Raw genomic sequence first — 25182 nt, forward strand, 5'->3', positions numbered from 1 at the left:
ACCAACGTCGCGATACCTGGAAGCGAACTTCTTGGCCGCCAGCAGCGTCGCCGCCGTCGTTGGTGAGGCGTATATAGTCGCCACCCCGACAAACTGTCAACACCGCCGCCCAAGTTTTTTGAAGTTTTTGCGACACCCAAACCCCGCCCCTTAAAACCCCTGCGTCACCCCGCGAAAACCCGCTGCACCCGCTCCCAAAACAGGGGACAAGTGGCCCTTGGGGAAGCCTCAAATCCGCCTTGAGGCGGGAGAATCGGCGAGTGCGCATGCCAGTTGGACCATGTCGCAGAGAGGATAACGGGACCTGCTGGCCCGGCCCTCGTCAGGCCCGCCTCAGGGCTGCCCGGGCGGTCTCATGGGGCGACTAGGCCGCGAGCGGAATTGAGTTTTCCGAGGCGCTTGCTTCCGACGTCGGAACTCCTCCCTCCCACTCGTCCCAGAGTTGCATGACGAGAGCGAGATCGCTCAAGAGGCTGCTCAATTCGACGCGGGAAGCTGCAGACTGCACCCCCGCGCGGTGCAGTTCTGAAATCCGCGACAGGATGTAGTCCTGGGCCTGCGCAAGCTCCTGCTCCACTGTGGGCTGCTCGGCCGTGCTATCGGGTTCGGACGACTTCCTCCACAGGTTGCGGCTGGCGAGCACGGCTCCCCCGACCACCAGGCAGCCTGACCACAGCAGGTTCCACTCGAGCGCCGCTCCGGCAAGGAGCGCCACCAGCAGCGCGCCGATGAAGGGCTCGACATAGGAGAAGGCACCGAGCGCCTGGATGTCTCCCTTCTTCACTCCATAGTCCCAAAGGAAGATCGCCAGGCCCATGGGAAGCATGCCGAGCAAGGCGACGGCGATCCATTCCTGCATGGAGGGCTGCACCCAGTCTTCGAGCGCGAGATGGGCAAGGCCAGCCAGGATGGCGGAAGCGGCGTAGAACATCCCCATCGCCGAGGACGGGACATCGGCGAAGCTTCTCGAGACCAGCGAATAGAGCCCCCAAAGTGCCGCCGCTATGCCGATCAGGCTCAGGTAGAAGACGGCATGTCCCCCGGACTGCCCGGCCTCGCCGCCCTGCTCCACCAAAAGGAGCACGCCGCCCAGCCCGAACACTGCGCCCACGACGTGCCACCAGCGCAATCGTTCGCCGGGCAGAAGGGCCGAGCCGAGCACGATCATCAGCGGCGTCGTCCCCTGCAGGAGCGCCGCCGGCGCCGGCGGCGCGTTCTGCGTCGCGTAGTAGATGCAACTGTGATAGCCGACCAGGGCGATGACGGTCACCACCCAGACCAGCGCGGGCTGCTTGAACGCAGCCAGTGGATGGGTGCCGGTCGCCCAGCACACGAACGGCGACAGGCAGGCGGCGAACATGAAGGCGAGCGCCACCGTCTGAAGAGGCGGCAGCGCCGTCGTAAAGGTTATCAGCGTCGTCTCGGTCGCCCACAGGCAAACGCCTATGGCTCCAAGCATCGACGCAACGAGCTTCTTCGATTCCAGGGCGCTGCGCATTCCGGGCACCTTCCCGTGGCTATTTCGGCATTCAGCCCGTGACGGCGACGATTCTGTCGGTGTGGAAGCCGTTGAAGCGCGTGCGCATGGACAGGCTGTAGGCGCCCATCATGCCCACCTCGATCCAGTCGCCTTCCCGCACGTCCTCCGGCAGGTGGAAGGGTGCGCCAAGCACGTCGTTGGAATCGCAGGTCGGCCCGTAGACCTTGAACGGGACCAGCCGGCTGGAGGGCGACCCCGACTTGCGGATCACCCGCGTCGGGCGGCGCTCCTTCGGGTGTCCGAGTTCCTGCAGGGTGCCGAACACGCCGTCGTTCAGGAACACCGAGTCATGCCGTCTCACCACGACCTGGAGGACGGCGGTGCCGGCGGTCGCGACGAGGCTGCGCCCGGGCTCGCAGAGCAGGATGCAGCCGGAAGGAAGATCCAGCTTCCTCCGCCCCAGCACGATGCGCGAGAAATAGTGCTCGATCGCTTTCGGGTTGTCGCCCGGGTACGGGGCCGGGAAGCCGCCTCCGACATTGAGGACATGCAGCGGAACGCGCGCCTTGCGCGAGACGCTTCCGACCAGGTTGATCGCGTTCTCGAAGGCCGAGGGAGACAGGCACTGCGATCCCACATGGAAAGAGATGCCCGCCCTGACGCCGGCGGCCTCCACCTTCTGCAGCATACGGACGGCATCGACGGGAGCGGCGCCGAACTTGGTCGACAGCGCGTAGCGCGCATCGGTGGGCTGGGTCGCCAGGCGCACGGCGATGATCAGGTCGCTGTCGCGCTCGGCTTCGTCGAGGATCTTGTCCACCTCCGCGTCGCAGTCGACCGTGTAGAAGCGAATCTGATGGTCCTTGCTGGCCTGGCGGATCGCTGGGCGGGTTTTTGCGGGGTTGTTGAAATATTGCCCTGCCCTGCCGCCGAACATGTTGTGGATCAGCTTTATCTCGTCCAGCGAGGCAACATCGAAGTCGGTGATGCCGTCATCGAACAGAGTCTGCAGAACGGCAGGGTGCGGATTGCACTTCACCGCATAGAGCACGCGCCCCGGAAAAGTCCGAAAGCGGCGGGCCGCTGTCCGGAGTTTGTTCGGGTGGATGCAGAAGACCGGCTCCGATGGCTCGAGGTCCCGGACGACGGCATCCACGCTGGAGAAACTCTCCAGGTCCCTACCCTTCTGCCGGGCCCGGTCGATGGCCGGAAGTGCCTCCTTCACCCGATCCAGGAGTTGCGCGGGCGTAATTGGGCCCGCAGCCGCCAAAGCGCTGTTGATCACGACAAATCTCCCCGTTTTGATTGTGTTGTTATGCTGCGTCGGTCTTCAGGGACTTCAGGACGGTGAATCCCTGCCAGTTCCCAAGGAACGCGGTCATTTCAAGCGCGGGAACCGGACGTCCGAAGAAGTAGCCCTGCACCTGCTTGCACCCTTCCCCGAGAAGCAGCATTGCCTGCTCCATCGTCTCCACGCCCTCTGCCGTAGTGGTCATGCTGAGGCTCTCGCTCAGGCCGATCACCGAGCGCACGATGGCCAGCGACTTGACCTTGTCCTCGAGCGTGGTGACGAACGACTTGTCGATCTTGATCTTGTCGAAGGGGAAGGAATTCAGATAGCCGAGTGATGAATAGCCGGTACCGAAGTCGTCCATCGCGATATGGACCCCGATGCCCTTCAGCGCGGACAGGATATCAAGTGCCGCCTCGGTGTCGTTGATCAGCACGCTTTCGGTGATCTCGAGTTCCAGGCGGCCAGGCTCCAGTCCTGTATCCTCCAGAACCTGCTTCACCGTATCCACCAGTTCGCGGTGGCGGAACTGCACCGGCGACAAGTTCACGGCGACCCGCAGCCCCGGCCAGGACAATGCCTGCTGGCATGCAGTCCGCAGCACCCACTCGCCGATCGAGATGATCATGCCCGTCTCTTCGGCAAGGGGGATGAACTCGCCCGGCGATACCAGGCCGCGGCTAGGATGACGCCAGCGCAGCAGCGCCTCCACCGCGGACACCTTCTGAGCTTCCAGGTCGATCAGAGGCTGATAATGGAGTTCCAGTTCGTCCTTCAGCAGCGCCTGCCGAAGATCGTATTCCAGCGCCTTCCGTGCCTGGAGCTCCAGGTCCATCTGCGGCTCGAAGAAGCGGACGTTCCCGCGACCGCCCTGCTTGGCGCGGTAAAGCGCGATGTCTGCATTCTTCAGCAGTTTGTCCGGGTCGTCCGCATGGTCGGGGAAAGCCACGCCGATGCTGACGCCGACGTGGAGCTCGTGCCCCTCCACCTGGAAGGGCTGCTTCACGATCTCGATGATCCGGCGGCTGAGCGCTCCCGCGTCCTGAGGCTGGTTTGCGCTCGACTGAATGATGGCGAACTCGTCGCCTCCCAGTCGGGCGACCGTGTCGCCGGACTGAAGGCAGGTTTGCAGCCGAGCTGAGAACTGCCTCAGCAGAACGTCGCCCGCGCCATGACCAAGCGTGTCGTTCACTTCCTTGAAGTGATCGAGATCCAGGCAAAGAATGGCGAGGTCCGAATGACGGCGCCGATTGTCGCTCAGCGCATAGATCAGCCGCTCGCGGAACAGAAGCCGGTTCGGCAACTCGGTCAGCGCATCGTGGAGCGCCAGATGATTTGCACGGGCATGGGCCTCGACTTCTTCGGTGATGTCGGTGGCGGTACCCCTGAACCCGGACAACTGCCCCTTGCTGCTTCCGATCGGACGCCCGGCGAGCCGGCAAATCCTCATGCGGCCCTGCGCATCCTTGTAGCTGCAGCGGACATGCCGGAAGGCGACGTGGTCGTGGGCACTCGCGTGAAGGCGTTCCCATCCCTCGGCGTCGGTGTCCTTCATGAAGAACTGGTCGAGTTGCTTGCCCAGAATGCTCGCCGCCGAGATGCCGGTGACCTCGGAAAACCGGGTCGAAAGATAGACCAGCCGCATCTCGCCGTCACATTCCCAGATCCAGTCCGAGGAAGCCTCGGCCACATCGCGGAACCGGGCCTCGCTCTCTTCGAGCGTCTGGGCATAGGTTTCCACGGTCCTGGCGGACTCTTCGAGCTCCTCCGTGGAGCGGCGGACCTTTCGGATCACCTGGTGAGCAAAGAGGCCGAGCAACACCATGGCGGCAGCCAACGGCGGCAACAGCCATTTCAGGAACTGGTAGCCCGGAGTGGCTGGAGTCCAGACGATGTAGGACAAGGCCTTCCCCGACGGGTCGACCAGCGGCAGCGTGGCGCCGTCAGCCTGCTCCTCCTGTTCAACCACCTTGAGCGAATCCAGAAGGTAGTCGCTGCTGATGCTCTCCACGAACGTCTGGTCGAGGGCCTTGGCGAAGACCAGGCTGGACCGGTTCTTAGGCGGTATCGTCGAGGCATCGACCGAAGGCGGCAGGATCGCCGTGGCAGCAACAAGCAGCAGTTGATCCTTCGAGCGCAGGAAGCCGACCGCGGGCTCGCCCGTCGAGCCCGACTCAACCAGGCTGTCGAGCCCCCGCGGAATGATCGAGAAGGCATCGGCCGTCTGGGGCACTCCATCAACGACTGCGTAGACCGTCTTGCCGTCCGGTCTCAGGACGAAGGCGAGATCGTATCCCAGCCCCTCATAGATATTGGCGCCGACATTGCCGTTGGTGGAAGCCCAGCCGAAATCCAAGGTCTCGTGCAGGTTCTTGAAAACGTCTTCCCAAACCGCGTAATCCTGAAGATTACGCGCGATCTCGCGTTTCTTCACGGAAAGGGCAGTTTCGGCGAGCGCCGTGGAGGATTCGACCTCCAGCCTGTTCTGTCCATCCGCGCTGATGACGGCGAATCCTAGAACGAGCAGAATGGCCAGGATGACCATCCCCGCCATTGGCACCACAACGCGACGTGTAAACTTCTCGCCTGAAAAAGAAGCGGCTTTGAGATCCGCAGCTTCCATGCTCGCCCCCACGATAAATGTGGCGACACGATGCGTGGATCATGATGATTTAAGTCTTACCGCCATCCAGCGGAGTTATTTTACAGTTACAATCCGGTGAATCGCTGGACGCCGTTTTGCGTAATTCGCTCATTTCTCTCAAGTCATACGTATAAGACACCCTTATGCTTTCTCCCGTCTGCCGGTCAGCGGCCGCTCACCCAGCGCCCGTGCAATCGCGTTGTGTACGGAAGTTGCCGCGATCGCTGCGTGGCCGGTAGCCACCGAGATCTGATCGAGTTCGTCCACGACGTCGCCGATAGAGTAGAGCCCAGGAACGTTAGTCTGTCGATGATCGTCCGTCTTCAGGCAGCCCGCTTTATTCGCGGCCGCTCCAAGCGTGACCGCCAGGTCGGATCGGGGCGCGGCGCCCATGGCAAGATAGATCGCGTCGAAGTCCCTGCGATCGCCGTTCTGGAAATGCAGCGACACGCCCTCCCCGTCCTCGGATATTCGCGTCACTTGATCCATCACTCTATCGAAGCCCGAACTCGCAAGGGAATGGCTGTCTTCCGAGGTTAGCGGGCGGTCCGGCACGATCGAGATCTGATTTGTAAAAGTCCGCAGGAAGACCGCTTCCCTGAGAGCGCGCGACGGCTCGCCCCAAACGGCCAATCGATTCCCGATGAAGTCATGCCCGTCGCAGATCGGACAGAGCCTGACCTTGTCGCGCATGATCAGTTGCTCCGAGAAGCCGGGCACATCAGGCAGCCTGTCCTTGAGCCCCGTGGCAAGGATGACATGCCTCGCTAAGATCATTCCCTCCGACGTGAGGGCCTCGAATCCCGATGATGTCCGATGCAGCGCCCTTACGTGCCCTTTCACGAAGACGGCGCCGTGCTTGGATGCCTGGCGCCTTATCCGGTCGCACAGGTCGGGACCCGAGATGCCCTCCGGAAAGCCTGGATAGTTCCTTATGGTGCCGATCCATCGTGTGCGGCTTTCCTGCGCATCGATGACCGTCACCGAGCGCCGGAACCGGGCGAGGTAGATCGCCGCGGTTGCACCGGCCGGCCCGCCGCCCGCGATGAGGCAGTCGAGGACACGTCCGTCAGGTGCTTTTTCCGCTCCAGTTCCGGCGTGCGGCCCCACGACTTTATGTCTCCCGTTCGGCCAAAATTCGGAACCGAACACCTTTGCGGGCGAGGCGGTTCCGGCGCGCGACAATTGGCGTGGCGCAGTTCAGCCGTTCTCATTGACCGAAATGTCAACGCAGGGCGTAGAGGTAGGCGGCGATGTCGCGTGCATCCTGCTCGGAAATGCCGGTGGACGGCATGGCGGTGTGTGGATCGAGCTGCCGCGAGAAACGGATCCACCGGACCATGTTTTGCGACGTGTTCGGCACGCTCCCGCCGAGGTAGAGCCGCTCGTTGAGCGTGGAATCGAGCTTCGGCCCGACCAGCCCCTGGGCGCCTGGCACGCCCTGGATGGTGTGGCAACCGGCGCAGCCATTCGCCAGCATGATGGGTATGGCGCGCTCCCCTACCCCGCCGATCGCAATGTCGGCCTCCTGCTGCACGTGGCGAAGATGATCGAACCACCAGACGATGGCGACGATCACGACCGCCAGGGCGAGCATGGCGGCAGCAAGGCCAAGCGGATAGCGCATCTCAGGCTGAAGCGGCGGAGCCGGAGGCGACATCAATTCGACCCGCTTGCTGGCGCGCTCCTCGAGCCCGACCGGCTTCTGGGCTGGATGGATGGAATGCCGGCGCCAAAATCCGACGCCTCCCGCGAGCCCGGCAATGCCGGCCGCCCCGAGCCCGGCCACAGTCCAGAGAAGAGGTCGGTTGATCGGTGCACGCATGTTCGGCGCTCAGCGGATGCACTCGTCGAGGATCAATGAGGCGGCGCCCTGGATGACGATGACCAGCGCGAAAAGCGCCGCCACCATCATCCCGAGCATCGCGACGAAGCGCTCGGTCGAAAGCTCGCGCTCGGGCTTGAACGATGCGCCCCCGCGTTGCCAAGCCCGCCATGACAGCAATCCTCCCGCCACCGCGACGGCGAGGAAGCAGAGCGCCAGGATTGGAATGATCGGGATGCGATTTACGCACTGCCACTGAACCAGCGAATAGTTGGCCTGGGTCGAGGCGGCCCATGCCACCGGACCGGCAAGCAGCCCTGCCCAGGAGGTGCCAACCTGTACCGCGCGCATCTCAGCTAAACCTCGGCAGCCAGTAGATGAGGAAGTAGATCGGAAGCCAGGTGATCACGACGAAATCCCAGTAGAAGACGTTGTCGTCGACGTCGCCGAAGCGCCGGCCGCTGTAGCCGTGCCGCGTGAACATGAGTGCGGTGAGCACGATCGTGTCGCCCACATCGGTGATGAGGTGGGTTGTGTGCAAACCCAGCAGCACCCACAGCATCGAGCCGTAGGCGTTTGAGTCCCACCAGATATTTAAGGCCGGGAACTCGAACCAACGAACGATGAGCGGCAGGATGCCGAAGATCGACATGACCACCAGCCCGATGCGCACCTTGGGCATGTCGCAGTCGTTGGCCCAGCGCCGCAGCATGTGGTTGGGAACGGCACTTGCGAGCAGCAGCAGCGTGACGATGGTGCCCGGCCAGTGGTTCGGAACCGGCGCGCTGAGCGGGAATGCGGGATTGATGTAGGCCAGATAGAGATAGGCGCCGGCCGCGAGCACGAAGCCGGTGCCCTCGAGCGCCATGAAGCCGAGCGTTCCCCACCAGGTCGGGCTGCGCGATCCCATCCCATAAGTGGGCAGGTCGGAGAGATCGATTGCTTGGCGCTGCCTCATTACTCGTCCTCCGGCTCGCCCTTCGGCCAGAACCAGCCGATCAGTGCGATGGCAATGGGAGGCGCTCCCCAGACGACTGCCCAAGGTGTGAAGATCGACCAAAGGAACGTAGCGCCGACCGCTATTGCGGCGAACAGAGGCCAGATCGAGGGCGCAGCCGATTTCTCGCGAATGTCCGGATGCCCCTCCGCCACCGTCGAAATCACCAGCTCGCGGGCATCGACCCTTAGGCCGGCGGCGACAGGCAGTTCCGCCCGCGCGGCCCACAACGGCTCGAGGTGTGTGACGACGGGGATGCGCGCGAAATTGTAGCTCGGCGGCGGCGAGGATGTCGCCCATTCCAACGTGCCGGCGTCCCAGGGATTGTCGCCGGCGGGCTCGCCGCGTCGCGCGCTCCACACGAGATTGATAGTGAAGAGCACGAAACTGAAGAACAGGACCAGTGCGCCGCCCGTGATGAAGAGGTTGATGTTCCCCCAGCCGAGGTCGACCGGATAGGTATAGACCCGTCGCGGCATGCCCCAGAGGCCGAGGATGTGCATGGGGAAGAACGCGGCGTTGAAGCCGATGAAGGCTAGCCAGAAGTGCCAGCGCCCCATGCGCTCGCTCATCATCCTGCCAGTCAGCTTCGGATACCAGTAGTAGGCGGCGCCCATCAGCGGGAACACCGACCCGCCGATCAGCACGTAGTGGAAATGCGCGACGACGAAGTAGGTGTCGTGAACCTGCAGGTCGAGCGGCACCGAGGCTAGCATGACCCCGGTCAGCCCGCCCGCCACGAAGATGAAAAAGAAGCCGAGCACGAACAGCAGCGGCGTGCCTATCTTTGGGCGACCGCCCCAGAGAGTTGCCACCCAGCAGAAGATCTGCAGGCCGTTGGGAATGGCGATCAACATGCTGGAGGCGGTGAAGAAGCTTGCGCCGACCTTGGCAATGCCCGTCGCGAACATGTGGTGGACCCACAGGCCGAAGGACAGGATGCCGACCGCAATCACCGACAGGACCAGCGCGAGATAGCCGAAGGCTGGCCGCCGCGCGAAAGTGACGATGATGGCCGACACCATGCCCGTGGCCGGAAGGAAGATGATGTAGACCTCGGGATGGCCGAAGAACCAGAACAGGTGCTGGAATAGAAGCGCGTCGCCGCCTTCCGCCGGATTGAAGATCTGGGTGCCGACCAGCCGGTCGAGGATCAGGAAAGTCGAGGCGATCATCACCGCCGGCATGGCGAACACCACGACGAAGGACGTCACCAGCATCGCCCAGACGTAGAGTGGCATCCGGTTGAGCGACATGCCGGGGGCGCGCTGCTTGAATATGGTGACGATGGTGGCCACCGCCACCGCAAGGGACGACACCTCCGTATAGGTGATGGTCTGGGCCCAGACATCGGCGCGCTTGCCGGGCGAGAATTCCGGTCCGGACAGTGGGACATACGCGAACCAGCCGATGTCCGGCCCCATGTCGAGCAGGAACGACACCCACAGGAACAACCCGCCGGACAGATAGATCCAGTAGCTGAACGCGTTGAGCCGCGGGAAAGCGATGTTGCGCGTGCCGACCATCAGCGGCACCAGATAGATGCCCGTCGCCTGCACGATCGGCACGGCGAACAGAAACATCATCGTCATGCCGTGCACGGCGAAGAGCTGGTTGTAGAGATCGGGCCCGATCAGGCCCCTTTCCGGCCCGGAGAGTTGCAGGCGCATGGTGACCGCATTCAGACCTCCCAGGCACAGGAAGACGAATGCCGTGATCAGGTAGCGTCGTGCGATGACCTTGTGGTCGACCGCCGACAGCGCACCAATGATGCCGCGCTTGGTCTCCCAGGTGCTGGTCAGCCAGCGGTGAAGCGAGGCGTCGTCGAGCGACGTGTCGCGAATGCCCTTGCTCTTCGCAGGAAGATCGGCTGCGCTCATTTGAGGTGCTCGAGATAGGCAACGACGGCGTTCAGTTCATCGCCGCTGAGATTCATCGTCGGCATGCGCGCGCCGGGCTTGACGCTCTGGGGATCGGCGATCCAGGCAGCGAGATTGCCGCGGCTCATATGAAGGGTGCCAGCGGCGATCGTCTGTCGGCCGGCGAGGTGGGTGAGATCGGGCCCGGTGTTCGCAGCCGCCTTCGTGCCCTGGATCTTGTGGCACATGATGCACGGCCGGTTCATGAACAGGTCGTGGCCGGCGCGCTGCTCGTCGGTCTCGGGCTGCCGGGCGTTGCTCAACTGGGCATTGTACCATCCGTCGAACGCCTCCCGCGGCTCCGCCACAACCATCAGCGCCATGTGGGCGTGCTGCGCGCCGCAGAATTCGGCGCATTGGCCGCGATAGACGCCGGGCTTGTCGGCCTTGAGGGTCAGTTCGTTGTCAAAGCCGGGGATGAGATCCTTTTTGCCGTGCAGTGCTGGCACCCAGAAGGAATGGATGACGTCCGTGCTGCTCAGCACAACCCGAACCGGTTCGCCGGCCGGGATGTGGATCTCGTTCGCCGTCGTCAGAGTGCGCCTTGGCTGGTCGCTCTCATAGCGCACCTCCCACCACCACTGATGGCCGGTGAGCTTGATGGTGACCGGGTTCTGCCCGCCGATCGCGGCGATGGTGCGGTTCGAGAAGTAGCTCAGGAGCGAGAGCACGATCATCATCAGGACTGTAGCGGCGACCGCTCCGGTTACGACGCGGGTGGCCTTCCGGTCGCCGGCTTCGTCGATGTCCAGGGGCTCGGCTCTATCACCGCGCCGTTTTGACAAGCCCCAGATCAGCACGATCATGACGGCGAGCCAGATGAGCGAGCAAAGGCCCGTGAAGAACCAGATCAGCCAGGCCAGTTCGGAGGCCGCAGGCCCTTTGGGATCGAGCGCGGACTGGATCCCGGTGCAGCCGGACAAGGGAATCATGGGCAACAAGGCCGCGGCCCTATGAAGCCCCGTCGCCTTCACGGCGTGCGCCCCTGCGTGGCCGCATTCGGCATCCGGTTCTCCGCAGGCCGCGCCATCATGTCGTCGTTACGGCCCGGAGCGGCCGCCGAAGGGACGTTGCCGCCCATCGACTTCACATAGGCCGCGAGTTCCCACAGTTGGTCGTCCGGTATCAGGCGGCCGAAGGTAGGCATCCCGTTCGGCCGGCCGTCGCGGATGCTCGCATGGATGCTTTCGATCGAGTTGCCGTAAAGCCACTTCTCATCCATCAGCGCGGGCCCCATGCCGCCCCCGCCATTGGAATGGCAGCCATTGCAATTGAAGGCACTGAACAGGGTCTTGCCCTGGCTGATGTGATAGGCATTCCCCTCGAATTGAGCTGCCTTGGGATTGGAGAACTGCGGCCGGTTGCCTCCGGGCTCGAGCGCAGTGACGGGAACGGCCTGTTGGCTCTCGCCGAGGACAGGCTCTGGTCGGGTTTCGCGTTCCTCGCGCTGGCAGCCCCCCAACACCGCGAGCGCGAGCCCGATAGCGAGGGAAGCTGGCTTGCGCATCATTGCCCCGCCGTGCTCACCGGATCGGTGCGAGGCACGTGATAGGCCGCGAGGATCGCGTCGATCTCCGGACGGTGCTTTACCAGCGCCGCTTCGATCTCATCGCGAAAGGCCTCGTCCTTGCGCCGCACGCCCATCGAGATGTCATAGGCCATCGGCAGGTTCGCGCCGCCCTCGCTCGCTGGCACCGGCGTGACCCGGAGCCTGGCGCCGTCCTCCGCTGCGAAATATCCGGCGAGCGGACCCCAGACCAGCGCCACGTCGATTTCGCCGCGCGCCACCGCTTCGACGATGCGCGCCGGCGGATTGGGCATCGCATAGTCGCCGTAGACAGGATAGCCCTTGAGGTTGCCGATGATGCCGCGCTGCGCCAGGGCTGCGACCGGAGGCGGGTTGGCGCCATCATCGCCGATCAGTTGAACGCCGATCTTCATGGTGCGCAGCCGCGGATCGTCGAAAGAGGCCACCTCGGGATCCCTAGCCCGGGTCACGAACGCATAGGTGGAGCGGTAATACGGCGCCGTGGTCAGCAGCATCTCCATGCCGGCCGGCGCTCCTGCAACGAGGTCGCACAGCCCCGCCTTCAGCGTATTGCGGAAGAAACCGCGCCGCTGCGCCCACCAGACGTAAGACACGCGGGCCTCGAGTTCGCGGGCGAGGACCTCGACGATGCGGTTCTCGAATCCCTCGCCGCGTTGGTTGGAGAACGGCAGGTTGTTCGGGTCGGCGCAAACGCGCAGCTCTCGTTCGGCTGCATTCGCTGAGGAGCCGCAACAAAGCAGGCCGCCAAGCACCGCTGCGAGCACGAACTTCCGGCCACGCAACCGCGTTGATCCGAGAGCCTTGCCGGCCATGTCAGGGCAACCGGAAGACATAGAGGCTCCCCCCAGGCGTGGTGACGTCCTTCAAGTCCTTCATGGCGTTGACGAAGCCCAGCGCCGCCGTCGCGTCGCGCGGGTCGAGATCGCCGGAAACGACCGCGCCTGCCCAGCCGCCGACCCCGGCCAAGACAGCCACATACTGATGCCCGTCAGGCCCGCGATAGGTGATCGGCTGGCCGATGATGCCGGACGAGGTCTTGAACTGCCACAGAAGGTCGCCCGTCTTGGCGCTCACCGCCTTGAACCAGCCTTCCATGGTTCCGTAGAAGACCACGTCTCCTGCCGTCACCAGCGCGCCGCTCCAGACCGGAAAGTTCTCCTTCAGCTTCCAGGCCGGCTTCTGGTTGGCGAGATCCCAGGCCGTGAACTCGCCCCTGTGGCCGCCCGGGCCGGGGATCATCCTGACGTTCATGCCGACATACGGCGTGCCGGCGATGTAGTTCACCTCGGTACCTTCCTCGTCCATGCACAGGTTGTTGTGCGGGATGTAGAGAAGGCCGGTTCGCGGGGAGAAAGCCGATGGCTGCCAGTCCTTCACGCCGGCGGCGGTCGGACAGATATCGCGCACGACCTTGCCCGTCGTCGGCCGCTTCTCGGGGTTGTCGATGAGCCGCCCGGTCTTCAGGTCGACACCCTTGCTCGAGTTCACCGCGCCGAATGGCTTCGCCGAAAGGACCTCGCCGGTCGTGCGATCGAGTATGTAGACGTAGCCGTTGCGGTCGGGGCGCACGAGCACCTTGCGGGGCTTGCCCTCCCAGTTCATGTCGAGAAGGATCTGCTCGTTGATCCCGTCGTAGTCGTGCTGGTCGTGCGGCGTCCATTGATAGTACCAGTGCGCCGCACCGGTGTCCGGATTGCGCGCGAAGATGCCGGCCGTCCACTTGTTGTCGCCGGGCCTGAGATCAGGATTCCATGGTCCGGGATTGCCCGTACCATGATAGATGAGGTCGAGTTCGGGATCGTATCCGATCCAGCCCCAGACATTGCCACCGCCGATCTTCCAGGCGTCAGGCGGCCAACTGCTCACGCCGAGATCCTTGCCCTTGTCCATGTCATAGAAGGGCTTGAACTCTGGCCCGATCAGGACCTCCGCGTCCGGCCCCGTGTTGTAGGCGGTCCAGACGACATGCCCGTCATTGGCGTCGAGCGCCTTGATCCAGCCGCGAACGCCCATCTCGCCGCCGGAATTGCCGACCAGCACCTTGTCCTTCACCACAAGCGGCGCCATCGTCACGGTCTCGCCGATGTTGATGTTGCCGACCTTGGTGTTCCAGATCGCCTGGCCGGTGTTGGCGTCGACCGCGATCGTGTGGCCATCGAGCGTGTTGAAGAAGATGCGGCCGTTGGAAAAGGCCGCGCCCCGGTTCACCACGTCGCAGCAGGCGACGCCCTGGGCGGCCGGCTCGGGATTGGGCCTGTAGAACCATTTGAGCGGCGCGCTGGGTTTGGTCAGATCGAGCGCATAGAGAATGTTGGGGTACGGGGTCACGATGTACATCGTGCCGCCGATCACGAGCGGCGCGGCCTCGTGCCCCTTGTTTATGCCGGTCGAGAAGGTGAAGGCGACCTGCAGCTTGCCGACATCGCCCTCGTTGATCTCCGAAAGCTCGCTGTAGCGCGTCGAGGCGTAGTTCTTGGCCGGCATGGTCCACTGGCCGTCGTCGGGGGGAGCGGCCGCGGCTGGCGGGGTGATCGCTGGCCCTTGCTGCGCGGCGGCCGGAGACATCATCGAGACGGCGACTAGACCTGCAACGGCGACTACCTGACCGGGCCGGCTCGTTCTGCCCTTCACATCTGCTACATGGGAAGCCATCGCGGAGCGGGTGGGCGCGAGCTTCTGAGCGTTTCGCGTGCGGTCAGCCGAGCCTCGCGCGACGGGGGCAGGCAACGCCGTCAGCCCCAATGCACCGATTACACGCAAGATCGGCACGTGACCTCCCTCACATACCGGTGAGCCGGCCATGGCCGCCCCTGGTCGCGATCCTCAAGCGTGCGTGGGACGCACCACAGTATGCGCAGCCCCTGCGGGCCGCGTTCCTAAACTACAAACCTCCAATTTGTTCCATGCAGCGCCGAGATGTCAGCGATCACGAAGGCCCGACTACGCCGCGGTCATCGCATCACGGATTTCAGGACCTCAGCCAGTCCTTCGATCGTATAGGGCTTCATCAGATGGCCTGCCCCCGCCGGCAGGTTTTTAGCCCGCGAAAGGTCGTGGCCGGAGGCGAAGATCACACGCAGATCGGGCAGGCGATGAAGGGCCTCCGCGGCCAAGTCGCCGCCAGATGTTCCCGGCAGGCTGAAATCCGTCAAGAGAACGTCGACCCGATTCTCGCCAAGAAGCCGCAACGCCTCCTCCGCATCGCCGGCCTCCAGCACCGCGTGGCCCAGTTCGTCCAACATGTCTGCCGTCGCGAACCGGATCAGCGCCTCGTCCTCCACCAGCAGGACCCGCAACGGTCGGGCGCCTTCGGTGCTCGCGGCCTCAGAGTGGATGGTTTGCGCGGGCTGCGTACTACTCTCTTCCACGTGCCGCGCCTCCGCGGGCTGGGCATCTGTCCGCTGCTGCTGGTTGCCCAGGACTTGGCGGATCTTGCGGGCGAGTTCCTCGCGCGAATAGGGCTTGCTGAGAAGCTCGACGCCCTCGTCCAGACGGCCATGGTGAATGATGGCGTTCTGGGTGTAGCCGGATGTGAACAGCACGGCGATGTTCGGAAGCCTCTCCCTCGCCTTGCGGGCAAGTTCCGGGCTGCGGAGCGTGCCGGGCATGACCACGTCGGTGAACAATACGTCGATCGGTACATCGCTCTCGAGTATGATCAGGGCGCTATCCGCGTCGTTCGCCTGGAGCACTCGGTAGCCAAGGTCGGAAAGCATATCCACTGCGGTAGCGCGTACGCCCTCGTCGTCCTCCACGACCAGCACGGTCTCGGTACCGCCGACAGCCGTGCCGCCCTTGAACTCGACCGCGACATCTTCCTGTTGCCGCGCCCTGGGCAGATACATCCGCACCGTCGTGCCTTCACCCGGCTCGCTGTAAATATTCACATGGCCGCCGGACTGCTTGACGAAGCCGTAGACCATGCTGAGGCCAAGCCCGGTACCCTGCCCTTCGGGCTTGGTGGTGAAGAACGGCTCGGTGACCCGGTCCAGGATTTCCGCCGGGATGCCGCATCCGGTATCGGTCACCGCCAGCATCACATACTGCCCCGGTCTCACATCCGCATGGCCGGCTGCGTATGCGTCGTCAAGGTAACTGTTGCCGGCTTCGATTGTCAGCTTGCCATGCCCGTCCATCGCGTCGCGCGCATTGATCGCGAGGTTGAGCAACGCGTTTTCCATCTGGACGGTATCGACGAAGGTATTCCAAAGGCCGCCCGATATAACGGTGTCGACCTCGACGGCTTCACCGATGGAACGCCGCAGCATGTCGTCCATGCCGCGGACGAGACGCCCGAGATTGACGACCTTGGGCGCGAGCGGCTGACGCCGACCGAAGGCGAGCAGTTGCGAAGCGAGCTTCGAGCCGCGCGACACGCCGAGCAGCGCGTTGCGCACGCGTTCCTCGGCCCGCCCATTTCCCGCTATCTCCTTGGACAATAGCTGGAGATTTCCGCCGATCACCTGCAGCAGGTTGTTGAAGTCGTGCGCGACACCGCCGGTGAGCTTGCCGACCGCCTCCATCTTGTGCGCCTGGCGCAGTTGCATCTCGGCCTGCTCGCGCTCGGCTATCGCTTCCGCCACCCGATTCTCGAGCAGTTCGTTCAGCCGACGCTGCGCCTCTTCCAACTGCTTCCGGACGGTGATCTCGCGGGCAATCTTCGAGGCCCCGATGACCTTTCCGGTTTTGTCCGAGAGGGGCGAAACGGTGATCGAGACATCAACCTTTCGACCATCCTTGGTAAGGCGGATAGTATCGAAATGCTCGACGCGCTCGCCCTTGCGGAGCCTTCCGATGATGTCCTCTTCCTCTCGATGGAGTTCGGGCGGGATCAGCCTCAGGATCGACTGCCCGATCATCTCCTCCGGCTCGTAACCGAATAGCTTGGCGGCGCCTGAATTCCAGGACGTGATGCGGCCCTCCAGGTTCTTGCTGATGATTGCATCTTCGGATGAGGAGACAATCGCAGCAAGACGCGCGGCCTGAAGCTCCGCTTCCTTGAGATCCGTTATGTCGACGACCGAGCCGATGTAGCCACGGAAGTTGCCATCCTCGCCAAGCCAGGGAGTGGCGGATTCAAGGGCCCAGCCATAAGAACCATCCCGTCTTCGCAGGCGGTATTCCAGCGAGAACGGCTCCCCGCGTTCGTTGGCGGCGAGGAAGATCTCTTCCAACCGGCCACGATCGTCCGGGTGGGTCGTCTCGAGCCAGCCACGGCCAAGCGCCGTCTCCGGTGAATGGCCGGTGAACTCGTACCAGGAGCGGCTGATGAACGTGCAGAGGCCACCGGGATCGGTCGTCCAGATCATCACCGGCGAGTTGTCCGCCATGTTGCGGAACCGCTCCTCGCTTTCGCGCAGGGCCTCGTTCATCTGACGACGCATCCGCGCCATGTCGAGCGCGCCATTGACCCGGGCGATGAGCTCGCGTGCGGAGAAGGGTTTGACCAGATAGTCGTCCGCACCGGCCGCGATGCCTTCTACGCTGGCTTGCTCGCCGGCTCGCGCTGACAGGGCGATGACCGGTACGTCCCTGAGCGTAAGTTCGTCGCGAATGGCGCGTATGAGCCCGAAGCCGTCGAGCCTCGGCATCATGATGTCGGTGAGGATGAGATCGGGGCGGCGGGCTCGCGCCGCATCAAGCGCGGCTTGCCCGTCCGGAACGGCTTCGACCTGATGCTGAGTCCCGAGCAGACGCTGGACATAGTCGCGCATGTCCGGATTGTCGTCCGCAACAAGGATCCGGAACCGCTTCTCGCCACTGGATACCGGGATGTCCGAAGAGGAGCCGACGATCGTCCTTTCAGTCGCATTGTCCTCGGCATTCGCATTCGGAAGCCAGTGCAAGGCCTCTTCGACATAGGCGAAGGCGCGCGCCGCCGACGGCGTCAGGCTTGTGGCCTCGCGAACGCGGACAGCCGGCAGATGCTCCTTGCCAAAGGGAATGGTGATATGGAAGGTCGTGCCATGTCCCACTTCACTTTCGACGTTGATCGAGCCGCCATGCAGCTTGACCAGTTCCTGCACCAGGGCAAGGCCGATCCCGCTCCCCTCGAAAGAACGCCCCTTCGCGCCGTCCACCCGATGGAAGCGTTCAAACAGGCGCGGGAGTTCCGACTTCGGAATGCCGGTGCCGGTATCACGGACCCTCAGGACCGCCGCGTCGGGGTCAGCCCTAAGGCTGACACTGATCCCGCCATCGAAGGTGAACTTGAACGCGTTCGATACGAGATTGAGGAGGATTTTTTCCCACATCTCGTGGTCGACATAGACCGGCTCAGGCAGCGCCGGGCAGTCCACTGTGAGCTCCAGGCCAGCCTTCTCCGTGGCGGAGCGGAAATTGCTGGCGAGTTCGGCGGTGAAGGCGGAAAGGTCGGTGGGCTCATAGCTTGCCTGGGCGCGGTCGGCCTCGAGACGCGAGAAGTCCAGGAGGGAGTTGACCAGCTTGAGCAGACGCCGGCCATTACGATGCGCCGTCCGGATCAGCTCCCGGTCGGAGTTCGGGATGGCGCCCTCCGGCTTGGAAAGGACGTCCTCCATGGGACCCATCATGAGGGTCAGAGGCGTGCGGAACTCATGGCTCACATTGGAGAAGAAGACGGTCTTGGCGCGATCGATCTCGGCCAGCGCCTCGGCGCGCCTGCGTTCCTCCTCATAGGCCTGAGCATTGGCGATCGCCGCGCCGATCTGCCCGGCCGCCAAGGCGAGGAAGCTCCGATAGTCCTCGTCGAAGATACGGAAGGGATTGAGTCCGACCACGAGAACGCCGGCGCGACCAGTCTCTCCCGCGGGCAGGATCGGAATGAGCGCCGCCTGGTTCGGAGGCTTGGACCAGGGGCCGGTTGGAAGGCTGCCTCCCGTCTTGGCGCCAAGCTCGGTGACCAAGCGAGGTTCCTGATCCGAGAGCACCTCGGCGAACGGCCAGATCGACCCGTGTTCGAAGGAAACTGTCCGGGGAAATTCGGCGTGGCCTGGTTCGATGCCGGCGGTAGCCGCAACCGACACGCTTCGACCCTCCGGGTCTGCGACGTAGATCACCGCGAAGGGAATATCGTGTCTGTTTACCGCAAGCGCTGCGGCGCTCCGCTCGCAGGCCTCCCGCCAGGCGCGCGCGTCCGATGCGGCCGTTGCCAGTTCCCGCAGCAGCGCGAGCTGGCGGTCGCCGATCACGCGATGGGTGTCGTCCGTGTTGACGCAGATGATCCCGCCAGGTGTTCCGTCATCGTTCGGGATCGGCGTATAGGAGAAGGTATAGTAGGTCTCCTCGGGATAGCCGTTGCGCTCCATGATCAGGAGCTGTTCTTCCACGTAGGTGCCCTCGTGGCCGCCAAGAGCCGTGTCCAGCATCGGGCCGATGTCGTCCCAGATCTCGCTCCAGACCTCGGAGGTGGGACGCCCGAGCGCCCAGGGGTGCTTGCCGCCGATGATCGACTTGTACGGGTCGTTGTAGAAGTAGGTCAGGTCCTTGCCCCAGCCGATCCAGATCGGCTGGCGGGACAGCAGCATGATACGCACGGCGGTCTTGAGGCTCTGTGGCCATGTCTGCGGGTCGCCCAGCGGCGTCGAGCCCCAGTCATGGGCACGGATCAGCGCGCCCATTTCGCCGCCACCGGAAAGAAATCCCAGGGCCGATAGTTCCAAGCCGGGACGAGGCTGTTCTGAAGCGTGGTTCAACAGTGATCCTTCAGGCGCGCAATTTTTGCCGCAGAAACAAATGTATAAGGAGGGCGGTAGGCGACGGCAACGCTGCGAGGACCGATGCGTTGCGCCTGGCGTAACGGGAAGTCGCACCGTGCTTTTCGGCGACGCCCGCCCTCTGATCACACAACCGACGATTATGAATGTACATTAGGGTCCTGACTGCTTGTCCCTGCTAAGATGGGACCCTTGAGAGCCAATCGCAATTACATAGGACAGGCATGAACCAACAGGAAGAACTGCCGACGCTGGTCAAACGCCGCATCCAGGCGCAGGTGATCGGCCCCATCTACCAGGAACTCGTGGCCGCGATCGGCAAGGATCAGGCCGATACGATCATCGACTCTGCCATCCGCAAGGCGGCGGTCGAGGAAGGACGGAGATTTGCCGCGAAGGCTCCAGGCGGCATCACAAGCATGGCCGATTTCATCAAGCTGTACGAGTTGTGGACGCATGACGGCGCGCTGGAGATCGAGGTCCAGCAGGCGTCGGATACCGTCTTCGACTTCGACGTCACGCGCTGCAGATATGCTGAGATGTACAGGGACATGGGCCTCGGCCACATCGGCCACCTGCTGTCCTGCAACCGCGACGGAACCTTCTGTCAGGGCTATGATCCGAACATCAAGCTGGACCGCGAGCACACCATCATGGCCGGCGCGCCGCGCTGCACTTTTCGGTACAGATATGAGCGGCAGGAGCAGCCGAGGGAAACGAGCGGCCAGTCCTCCGAGGAGCCGTCGGCGAGAACCTAACTGAGATTCCGCACAGAGGCGTCGTCGGATCTCATCATCGCCTCGATCTCGCGGCGCTGGCGCTGCAGTTCCAGGAAGATGCGGTAGTCCAGCTCATATGACGCTCCCGTCCCCGGGCGCACCACGCCGTTGCTGCTCATCCTACGCGCCGCCGCGGCGAGATCGGGATGGAGCCCGGCACTGGCGGCAGCGATCATGGCGGTGCCGAGGAGCATGGGATCGGGGCTTTGGGGCTCCACGATGATGCAGTCGAGCACGTCGGAATAGAGCTCCATCAGCAACTGGCTCCTCAGGTGCCCCCCTGCCACGTGAAGCGTGGTGATCGCCCGCCCGGACTGCCGCAGCGTTTCGATAATCTTGCGCGCGCCCAGCGCGATCCCCACGCAGCTCCGCCAATAGAGCCGCCAAAGGCTGTCGAAAGAGACGTCCAGCGAGAGCCCGCTGATCACGCCGAGCGCGTGGGGATCACTGTCCGGCGCGCGCCTTCCATGGAAATCCGGCACGACATGGAGGCGCGATGCGAAGTCCGGGCCTTCGATGCATCTCAACTCGCGAACCCGAGCCGCGATGCGGGCATGCATCTCCGCGCTCGGCTCCTTCCCATGCAGGCGGATGACATGGTCGAGCAAAGCGCCGGTGGCGGATTGCCCCGCCTCGCTCATCCACAGGCCCGGGAGGGCGGAGTCCAGATAGGGTCCCCAGACGGAGGGCAGTGGCTTGGGCGTTTCCGACGCGAACATGATGCAGCTCGAGGTCCCGCCGATCAGGGCGGCGTGCCCAGTCAACTCTCCCGCAGAGAGGCCGCCCAGAACACCCAATGCGCCCGCATAAGCGTCGACCACCCCTGCCCCCACCCAGCATTCTGCGGAGAGGCCAAGCGCCGTTGCCGCGCGCTGGGTGAGGCGCCCGACCCCGGTACCAAGACGCGCTACACCGGACGAAATCCCCGCCCTTTCGGTCAGGTCCTCGAGCCCGACGGCTTCGAGAAACTCTCTGGGACACGGATCGGCTCTGTGCGGCAGGTATCCCCACTTGCAGGCGAGCGTGCTTTGCGAGCGGACGTCCGAACCGGATGCGCTGCAGGCGAGAAAGTCCGCGAGGTCGGAGATTGCGCCAGCGGCCCGCCATGTCCCGGGCAGATGGCGCTTCAGCCACATCAGCTTGGGCAGTTGCATCTCCGGCGACATGCGCCCGCCGGCATTCGCCAGCACCTCGTGCTCAAACCCCGAGCATTCGTCGGCTTCCCGCAGCGCGCGGTGATCGAACCAGGCGATCGTGTCCCAATGCGCCTCTCCATCCGGGGAAACCGGCAATTGCGCGCCGTCGCCGCCCCTGACCACGAGCGAGCAGGTCGCATCGAAGGCAATTCCTCGGACCGCTTCAGCCGCGACCCCTGCCTGGCTGCGGGCGGCTCTTACCGCCTCGCAGACACTTTCCCAGATTTGACGGGAGTCGTGCTCGCCTTCGCCGGGCCGAACCTGCCGGGTGAGGATGGGCACCTCGGCGCGGCCAAGCAACTCGCCTGATAAATCGAAGATGCCCGCCCGAGCACTGCCCGTGCCGACGTCGACGGCACAGACGAATTGCTGCATCACAAGCTCGGTTGCGCCGGCATGCGAGCCAGCATTGAGGGCAATTCGCGCATGTCGTCGAATATCGCGTCCGGCGCGAGCCCGGCTAGCTTGTCGCGGAAACCGGGCCGAGCCGCATGCAGCGCGCCAATGAAAGCGAGTACCCGCATGCCGGCGCTCCTTGCGGCCATCACGCCCGCCGGGCTGTCCTCGATGACGACGCACCTGGTCGGCTCCACGCCCATTTCGCTGGCGGCGTGTAGAAAAAGATCCGGGGAAGGCTTCCCGCGCTTGACCATGGTCGCACTGTATATGTGCGGCTCCAGCAATTCCAGAAGCCCGGTCAGTCGGAGCGAAAAGCGGATGCGGTCGGGTTGGCTAGACGAGGCGACGCATCGGCGGATGTTCAGTTCCGAAAGCGTCTCACGAATGCCCGGAACGGGTTCCAGTTCCGCCTCGAAGCGATGGAAGAGGTCGGCACGGATCTGCTCGCGATGCGCCTCGGTGATCACGAGCCCGAAATCGCCCTCGATGAACTGCGCGATGGTCGCCATGCTCTTTCCGAGAAAGCGGTCGTATGCTTCGGTCTCCGAGATCGCCACGCCGTTCTTCGCCAGCACGCCTCGCAGCACCGCGATCGAAATCGGCTCGCTGTCAACGAGCACGCCGTCGCAATCGAAAATGACGAGTCCGATAGTCATCCTACGTTCCTGTTTGGGCGGGCTCTCGGCCGGCCAGGAGCAACGAGGACGATCCGACTTCACGTCTCCCCACTCGACGCGGCGCGACGCTATATCAGCCGCGCGTCCTTCGGAACCCATTCCGGTTCCCTGCGGCAATCAGCCGGAAAGATATCGCCCGAGTACGGTCCTGGTGCCGTTGCGCCAGAGCGCGGTAAGGTGCCTTGCGAAAGCTTCCGCAAAGACCGGCGCCCTGCCGACCTCCCCGTAAATGTCTTCCATGCCGAGCCAGGCGGCGGGATCGGCTTTCGCGGATCGCGAGGTGGCGACCAGCCGGTCCCAATTGGGATCGTTGGGCGCGATCTCGGCGCCGGATTCGGTGGTGCCGTAGCAATAGCGGCACCACAGTGCCGATTCCAGCGCCAGCCCTTCGATGGAGCCGCCGTCCCTCAGCTGGTCTGCAATCGTCGGGATGATGAATTTCGGCTGGCGGTTCGAACCATCCAGGCAGAGCCGTCGGATGGTGTCGCCAATTTTCGGATTGGAGAAGCGCTGCACGATCAATTGCCGGTAGGCTTCGAGGTCGGTGTCCGGCACCGGCGGCACCGTGGGCATGATCTCGGTCAGGTGAAGTTTTTCGAGGTAACCGCGCACCAGCTCGTGCTGCATGGCCTCATGCACAAAGTGGATGTCCATCAGCCCCGCAGGGTAGGCGATCGCCGCATGGCCGCCGTTGAGAATGCGGATCTTCATCAGTTCGAAAGGCGAGACATCCTCGACGAACTGCACGCCGACCTTCTCCAGGGCCGGGCGACCGAGCGTGAACCTGTCCTCCAGCACCCATTGCTTGAACGGCTCGCAGAAGACCGGCCAGGCGTCCTCGACGCCGAACTCCTGCTTCAGGAGCTCTCGCTCGCGATCCGTGGTCGCCGGCGTGATGCGGTCAACCATGGCGTTCGGGAACGCGACATTGTCCGCGACCCATGAAGCGAAGGCAGGATCGTAGAGCTCGGCCAGGCCGCAAAGCGTGTCCATGGTCACATGCCCGTTGTGGGGGATGTTGTCGCAGCACATCACCGTAAACGGCTTCTCTTCCGCCTCCCTGCGCCGTCTCAATCCGGTGAGGATCAGGCCGAACACGGTCTTCGGGTGGTCCGGGTCGCCGGCGTCCGTGACGATGTCGGGGTCTTGAGGATTAAAGCGGCCAGTCGACGGGTCGATAAAATAGCCGCCCTCAGTGATCGTCAGCGAAATGATGCGGATGGCGGGATCCGCCAGCTTGGCGACGATAGCGTCGGTATCGCCCGGCACCAGGAAGTCGACCATAGCACCTGTGACGCGGGCAGCCGCATGGCCGGCGTCCTGTTCCACCACCGTGGTCAGCCAATCCTGTTCGGCAAGCTTCTGGCGGCCCGCCTTCTCGCCCTCCAAAACGCCTGCTCCTACGATCCCCCAATCATGGTCGCCGCCCAGGTTGAAGAGGTCGTCGAGATAGACGGCCTGATGAGAGCGATGGAAGTTGCCGACACCAAAATGCAGGATGCCGGCGCTGATCTCCGAGCGTTTGTAGGACGGCACCGCGACCGAGCCCGGCAGCTTGGCGAGATTGGAGGAAGACAGTCTTACGGTCATGGTTCGATCTCTCCTCGGTGCTGCAAATCGACCGAAGCCGCATGTGCTGCTGGAACTGCTCCCTCTGCCCTCCAATCAGGGGAACGCCCCGGTCGTTGCACTTCGTGGTTGGCCCCCGCCCCCGCGACGCGGTCACATGGCCAGCCCGCTCTCTCCGAACCGGTGGATGCGCGTAGCGTCGGGCGTCAGATAGACCGTGTCGCCGTGCTGCACGGGCACGTCGCCGGGCGTGCGCACCGTGATCGTCCCGGCCTCGTCGGTGTTGACGTGGATGAAGGTATCGGCCCCGAGATGTTCGGCCACGCCGACTATGCCTGTCCACTCCCCGGCCGTGGTCGAGACTACGATGTGCTCCGGCCGAACGCCGATGGTCGTTGCATTCAGTTTCTCCGCCGGCCGCCCATTGATCAGGTTCATTCGGGGAGAACCGATGAAGCCCGCGACAAACAGGTTGCGCGGCGAGCGGTAGAGCTCCAACGGCGTACCCACCTGCTCGACATTGCCGGCGTTGAGCACCACGATCTTGTCGGCCATGGTCATGGCCTCGACCTGGTCGTGGGTGACGTAGATCATCGTGGTCCCGAGTTGCTGGTGAAGCTCGCTGATCTCCAGGCGCATGGTGCCGCGCAACGCAGCATCGAGGTTCGACAGCGGCTCGTCGAAGAGGAAGGCCGAGGGCTGGCGCACGATGGCGCGGCCGATGGCGACGCGCTGCCGCTGCCCGCCCGAAAGCTGGCCGGGCCGACGGTCGAGATAGCTGCTCAGGTTCAGTACCCGCGCCGCATCCTGGACCTTCTTTTCGATGATATCCCGCTTCTCGCCCGCCATCTTCAGCGGAAAGGCGATGTTCTTCGCGACGGTCATATGCGGATAGAGCGCATAGGACTGGAACACCATCGCTAGCTTGCGCTTGGCCGGCGCCTCGTTGGTGACATCGCGCCCGTCAATCAGGATATTGCCGGAGGTGGTGTCCTCCAGCCCGGCGATCAGGCGCAGCAGGGTGGACTTGCCGCAACCGGAGGGGCCAACGAAGACGACGAACTCCCCGTCCTCGATTTCCAGGTTGATCTTCGGGATGATCGTTGTCGCCCCGAAGGCCTTGTGCACGTTCCTCAGCGCGATCTTGCCCATTGGATCCTCGT

The 25182-nt window shown here is 63.8% G+C and carries 18 protein-coding genes; 1 reads left to right on the forward strand and 17 read right to left on the reverse strand.

All coding sequences use genetic code 11. The features are described from left to right. Positions 1 to 364 precede the first annotated feature (364 nt). From HUI96_RS16830 to HUI96_RS16890, 13 genes are all read right to left on the reverse strand, one after another. Positions 365 to 1498, reverse strand: a complete 1134-nt coding sequence (locus tag HUI96_RS16830; protein ID WP_188255849.1) for a DMT family transporter — start codon at positions 1496 to 1498, stop codon at positions 365 to 367. 31 nt (positions 1499 to 1529) lie between these two features. Further along, positions 1530 to 2765, reverse strand: a complete 1236-nt coding sequence (locus HUI96_RS16835) for a type III PLP-dependent enzyme (protein WP_188255850.1) — start codon at positions 2763 to 2765, stop codon at positions 1530 to 1532. Positions 2766 to 2793: 28 nt separating this feature from the next. Then, a complete protein-coding gene (locus HUI96_RS16840; RefSeq protein ID WP_237684179.1) occupies positions 2794 to 5325 on the reverse strand; it encodes a bifunctional diguanylate cyclase/phosphodiesterase in 2532 nt (843 codons plus the stop codon). 231 nt (positions 5326 to 5556) lie between these two features. Beyond that, positions 5557 to 6525: an FAD-dependent oxidoreductase gene (locus HUI96_RS16845; RefSeq protein WP_188255852.1), complete on the reverse strand. Its 969-nt coding sequence runs from the start codon at positions 6523 to 6525 to the stop codon at positions 5557 to 5559. Between the two features lie 115 nt (positions 6526 to 6640). Further along, positions 6641 to 7240, reverse strand: coding sequence for a c-type cytochrome (locus HUI96_RS16850; RefSeq protein WP_237684181.1), 600 nt, complete (start codon positions 7238 to 7240; stop codon positions 6641 to 6643). Positions 7241 to 7249: 9 nt separating this feature from the next. Continuing rightward, positions 7250 to 7591, reverse strand: a complete 342-nt coding sequence (locus HUI96_RS16855; protein ID WP_188255853.1) for a hypothetical protein — start codon at positions 7589 to 7591, stop codon at positions 7250 to 7252. A 1-nt stretch (position 7592) separates the two neighbouring features. Next, the gene (locus HUI96_RS16860; RefSeq protein WP_188255854.1) at positions 7593 to 8198 is read right to left on the reverse strand and encodes a cytochrome c oxidase subunit 3; all 606 of its coding nucleotides are present in this window, start codon (positions 8196 to 8198) and stop codon (positions 7593 to 7595) included. Further along, complete coding sequence (ctaD, locus tag HUI96_RS16865) at positions 8198 to 10117, reverse strand: cytochrome c oxidase subunit I (RefSeq protein WP_188255855.1); 1920 nt, start codon at positions 10115 to 10117, stop codon at positions 8198 to 8200. The genes HUI96_RS16860 and ctaD overlap by 1 nt, the downstream gene beginning before the upstream one ends. After that, entirely contained in the window at positions 10114 to 11088 is a 975-nt protein-coding gene (gene coxB / locus HUI96_RS16870) for a cytochrome c oxidase subunit II (RefSeq protein WP_188255856.1), read from the reverse strand. The genes ctaD and coxB overlap by 4 nt, the downstream gene beginning before the upstream one ends. A 38-nt stretch (positions 11089 to 11126) precedes the next feature. Continuing rightward, a complete protein-coding gene (locus HUI96_RS16875; RefSeq protein ID WP_425299227.1) occupies positions 11127 to 11666 on the reverse strand; it encodes a c-type cytochrome in 540 nt (179 codons plus the stop codon). Further along, positions 11663 to 12538 (reverse strand): substrate-binding domain-containing protein, encoded by an 876-nt coding sequence (locus tag HUI96_RS16880; protein WP_237684182.1) that lies wholly within the window; start codon positions 12536 to 12538, stop codon positions 11663 to 11665. Before HUI96_RS16880 ends, HUI96_RS16875 begins: the two co-directional genes overlap by 4 nt. After that, positions 12519 to 14273: a methanol/ethanol family PQQ-dependent dehydrogenase gene (locus HUI96_RS16885; protein ID WP_210320220.1), complete on the reverse strand. Its 1755-nt coding sequence runs from the start codon at positions 14271 to 14273 to the stop codon at positions 12519 to 12521. Before HUI96_RS16885 ends, HUI96_RS16880 begins: the two co-directional genes overlap by 20 nt. A gap of 383 nt (positions 14274 to 14656) precedes the next feature. Next, positions 14657 to 19378 (reverse strand): response regulator, encoded by a 4722-nt coding sequence (locus HUI96_RS16890; RefSeq protein ID WP_210320212.1) that lies wholly within the window; start codon positions 19376 to 19378, stop codon positions 14657 to 14659. Positions 19379 to 19623: 245 nt separating this feature from the next. Here HUI96_RS16890 and HUI96_RS16895 point away from each other — a divergent pair, with 245 nt between their 5' ends. After that, positions 19624 to 20157, forward strand: a complete 534-nt coding sequence (locus HUI96_RS16895; protein WP_188255857.1) for an L-2-amino-thiazoline-4-carboxylic acid hydrolase — start codon at positions 19624 to 19626, stop codon at positions 20155 to 20157. Here HUI96_RS16895 and HUI96_RS16900 read toward each other — a convergent pair. The 4 genes from HUI96_RS16900 to HUI96_RS16915 form a co-directional block, all read right to left on the reverse strand. After that, a complete protein-coding gene (locus HUI96_RS16900) occupies positions 20154 to 21749 on the reverse strand; it encodes an FGGY-family carbohydrate kinase (protein ID WP_188255858.1) in 1596 nt (531 codons plus the stop codon). The two genes, HUI96_RS16895 and HUI96_RS16900, sit on opposite strands and share 4 nt — an antisense overlap. Further along, positions 21749 to 22429, reverse strand: coding sequence for an HAD family hydrolase (locus HUI96_RS16905; protein WP_188255859.1), 681 nt, complete (start codon positions 22427 to 22429; stop codon positions 21749 to 21751). Before HUI96_RS16905 ends, HUI96_RS16900 begins: the two co-directional genes overlap by 1 nt. Before the next feature lie 138 nt (positions 22430 to 22567). After that, positions 22568 to 24040 carry a mannitol dehydrogenase family protein gene (locus tag HUI96_RS16910; RefSeq protein ID WP_188255860.1) on the reverse strand — a complete coding sequence of 491 codons (1473 nt, stop codon included), beginning with the start codon at positions 24038 to 24040 and terminating at the stop codon, positions 22568 to 22570. A 132-nt stretch (positions 24041 to 24172) separates the two neighbouring features. Then, the gene (locus HUI96_RS16915) at positions 24173 to 25171 is read right to left on the reverse strand and encodes an ABC transporter ATP-binding protein (RefSeq protein ID WP_188255861.1); all 999 of its coding nucleotides are present in this window, start codon (positions 25169 to 25171) and stop codon (positions 24173 to 24175) included. Positions 25172 to 25182 lie beyond the last annotated feature (11 nt).

This window comes from Pseudaminobacter soli (ex Zhang et al. 2022), from assembly GCF_014595955.1.
Taxonomy (GTDB): Bacteria; Pseudomonadota; Alphaproteobacteria; order Rhizobiales; family Rhizobiaceae; genus Kumtagia; species Kumtagia pseudosoli.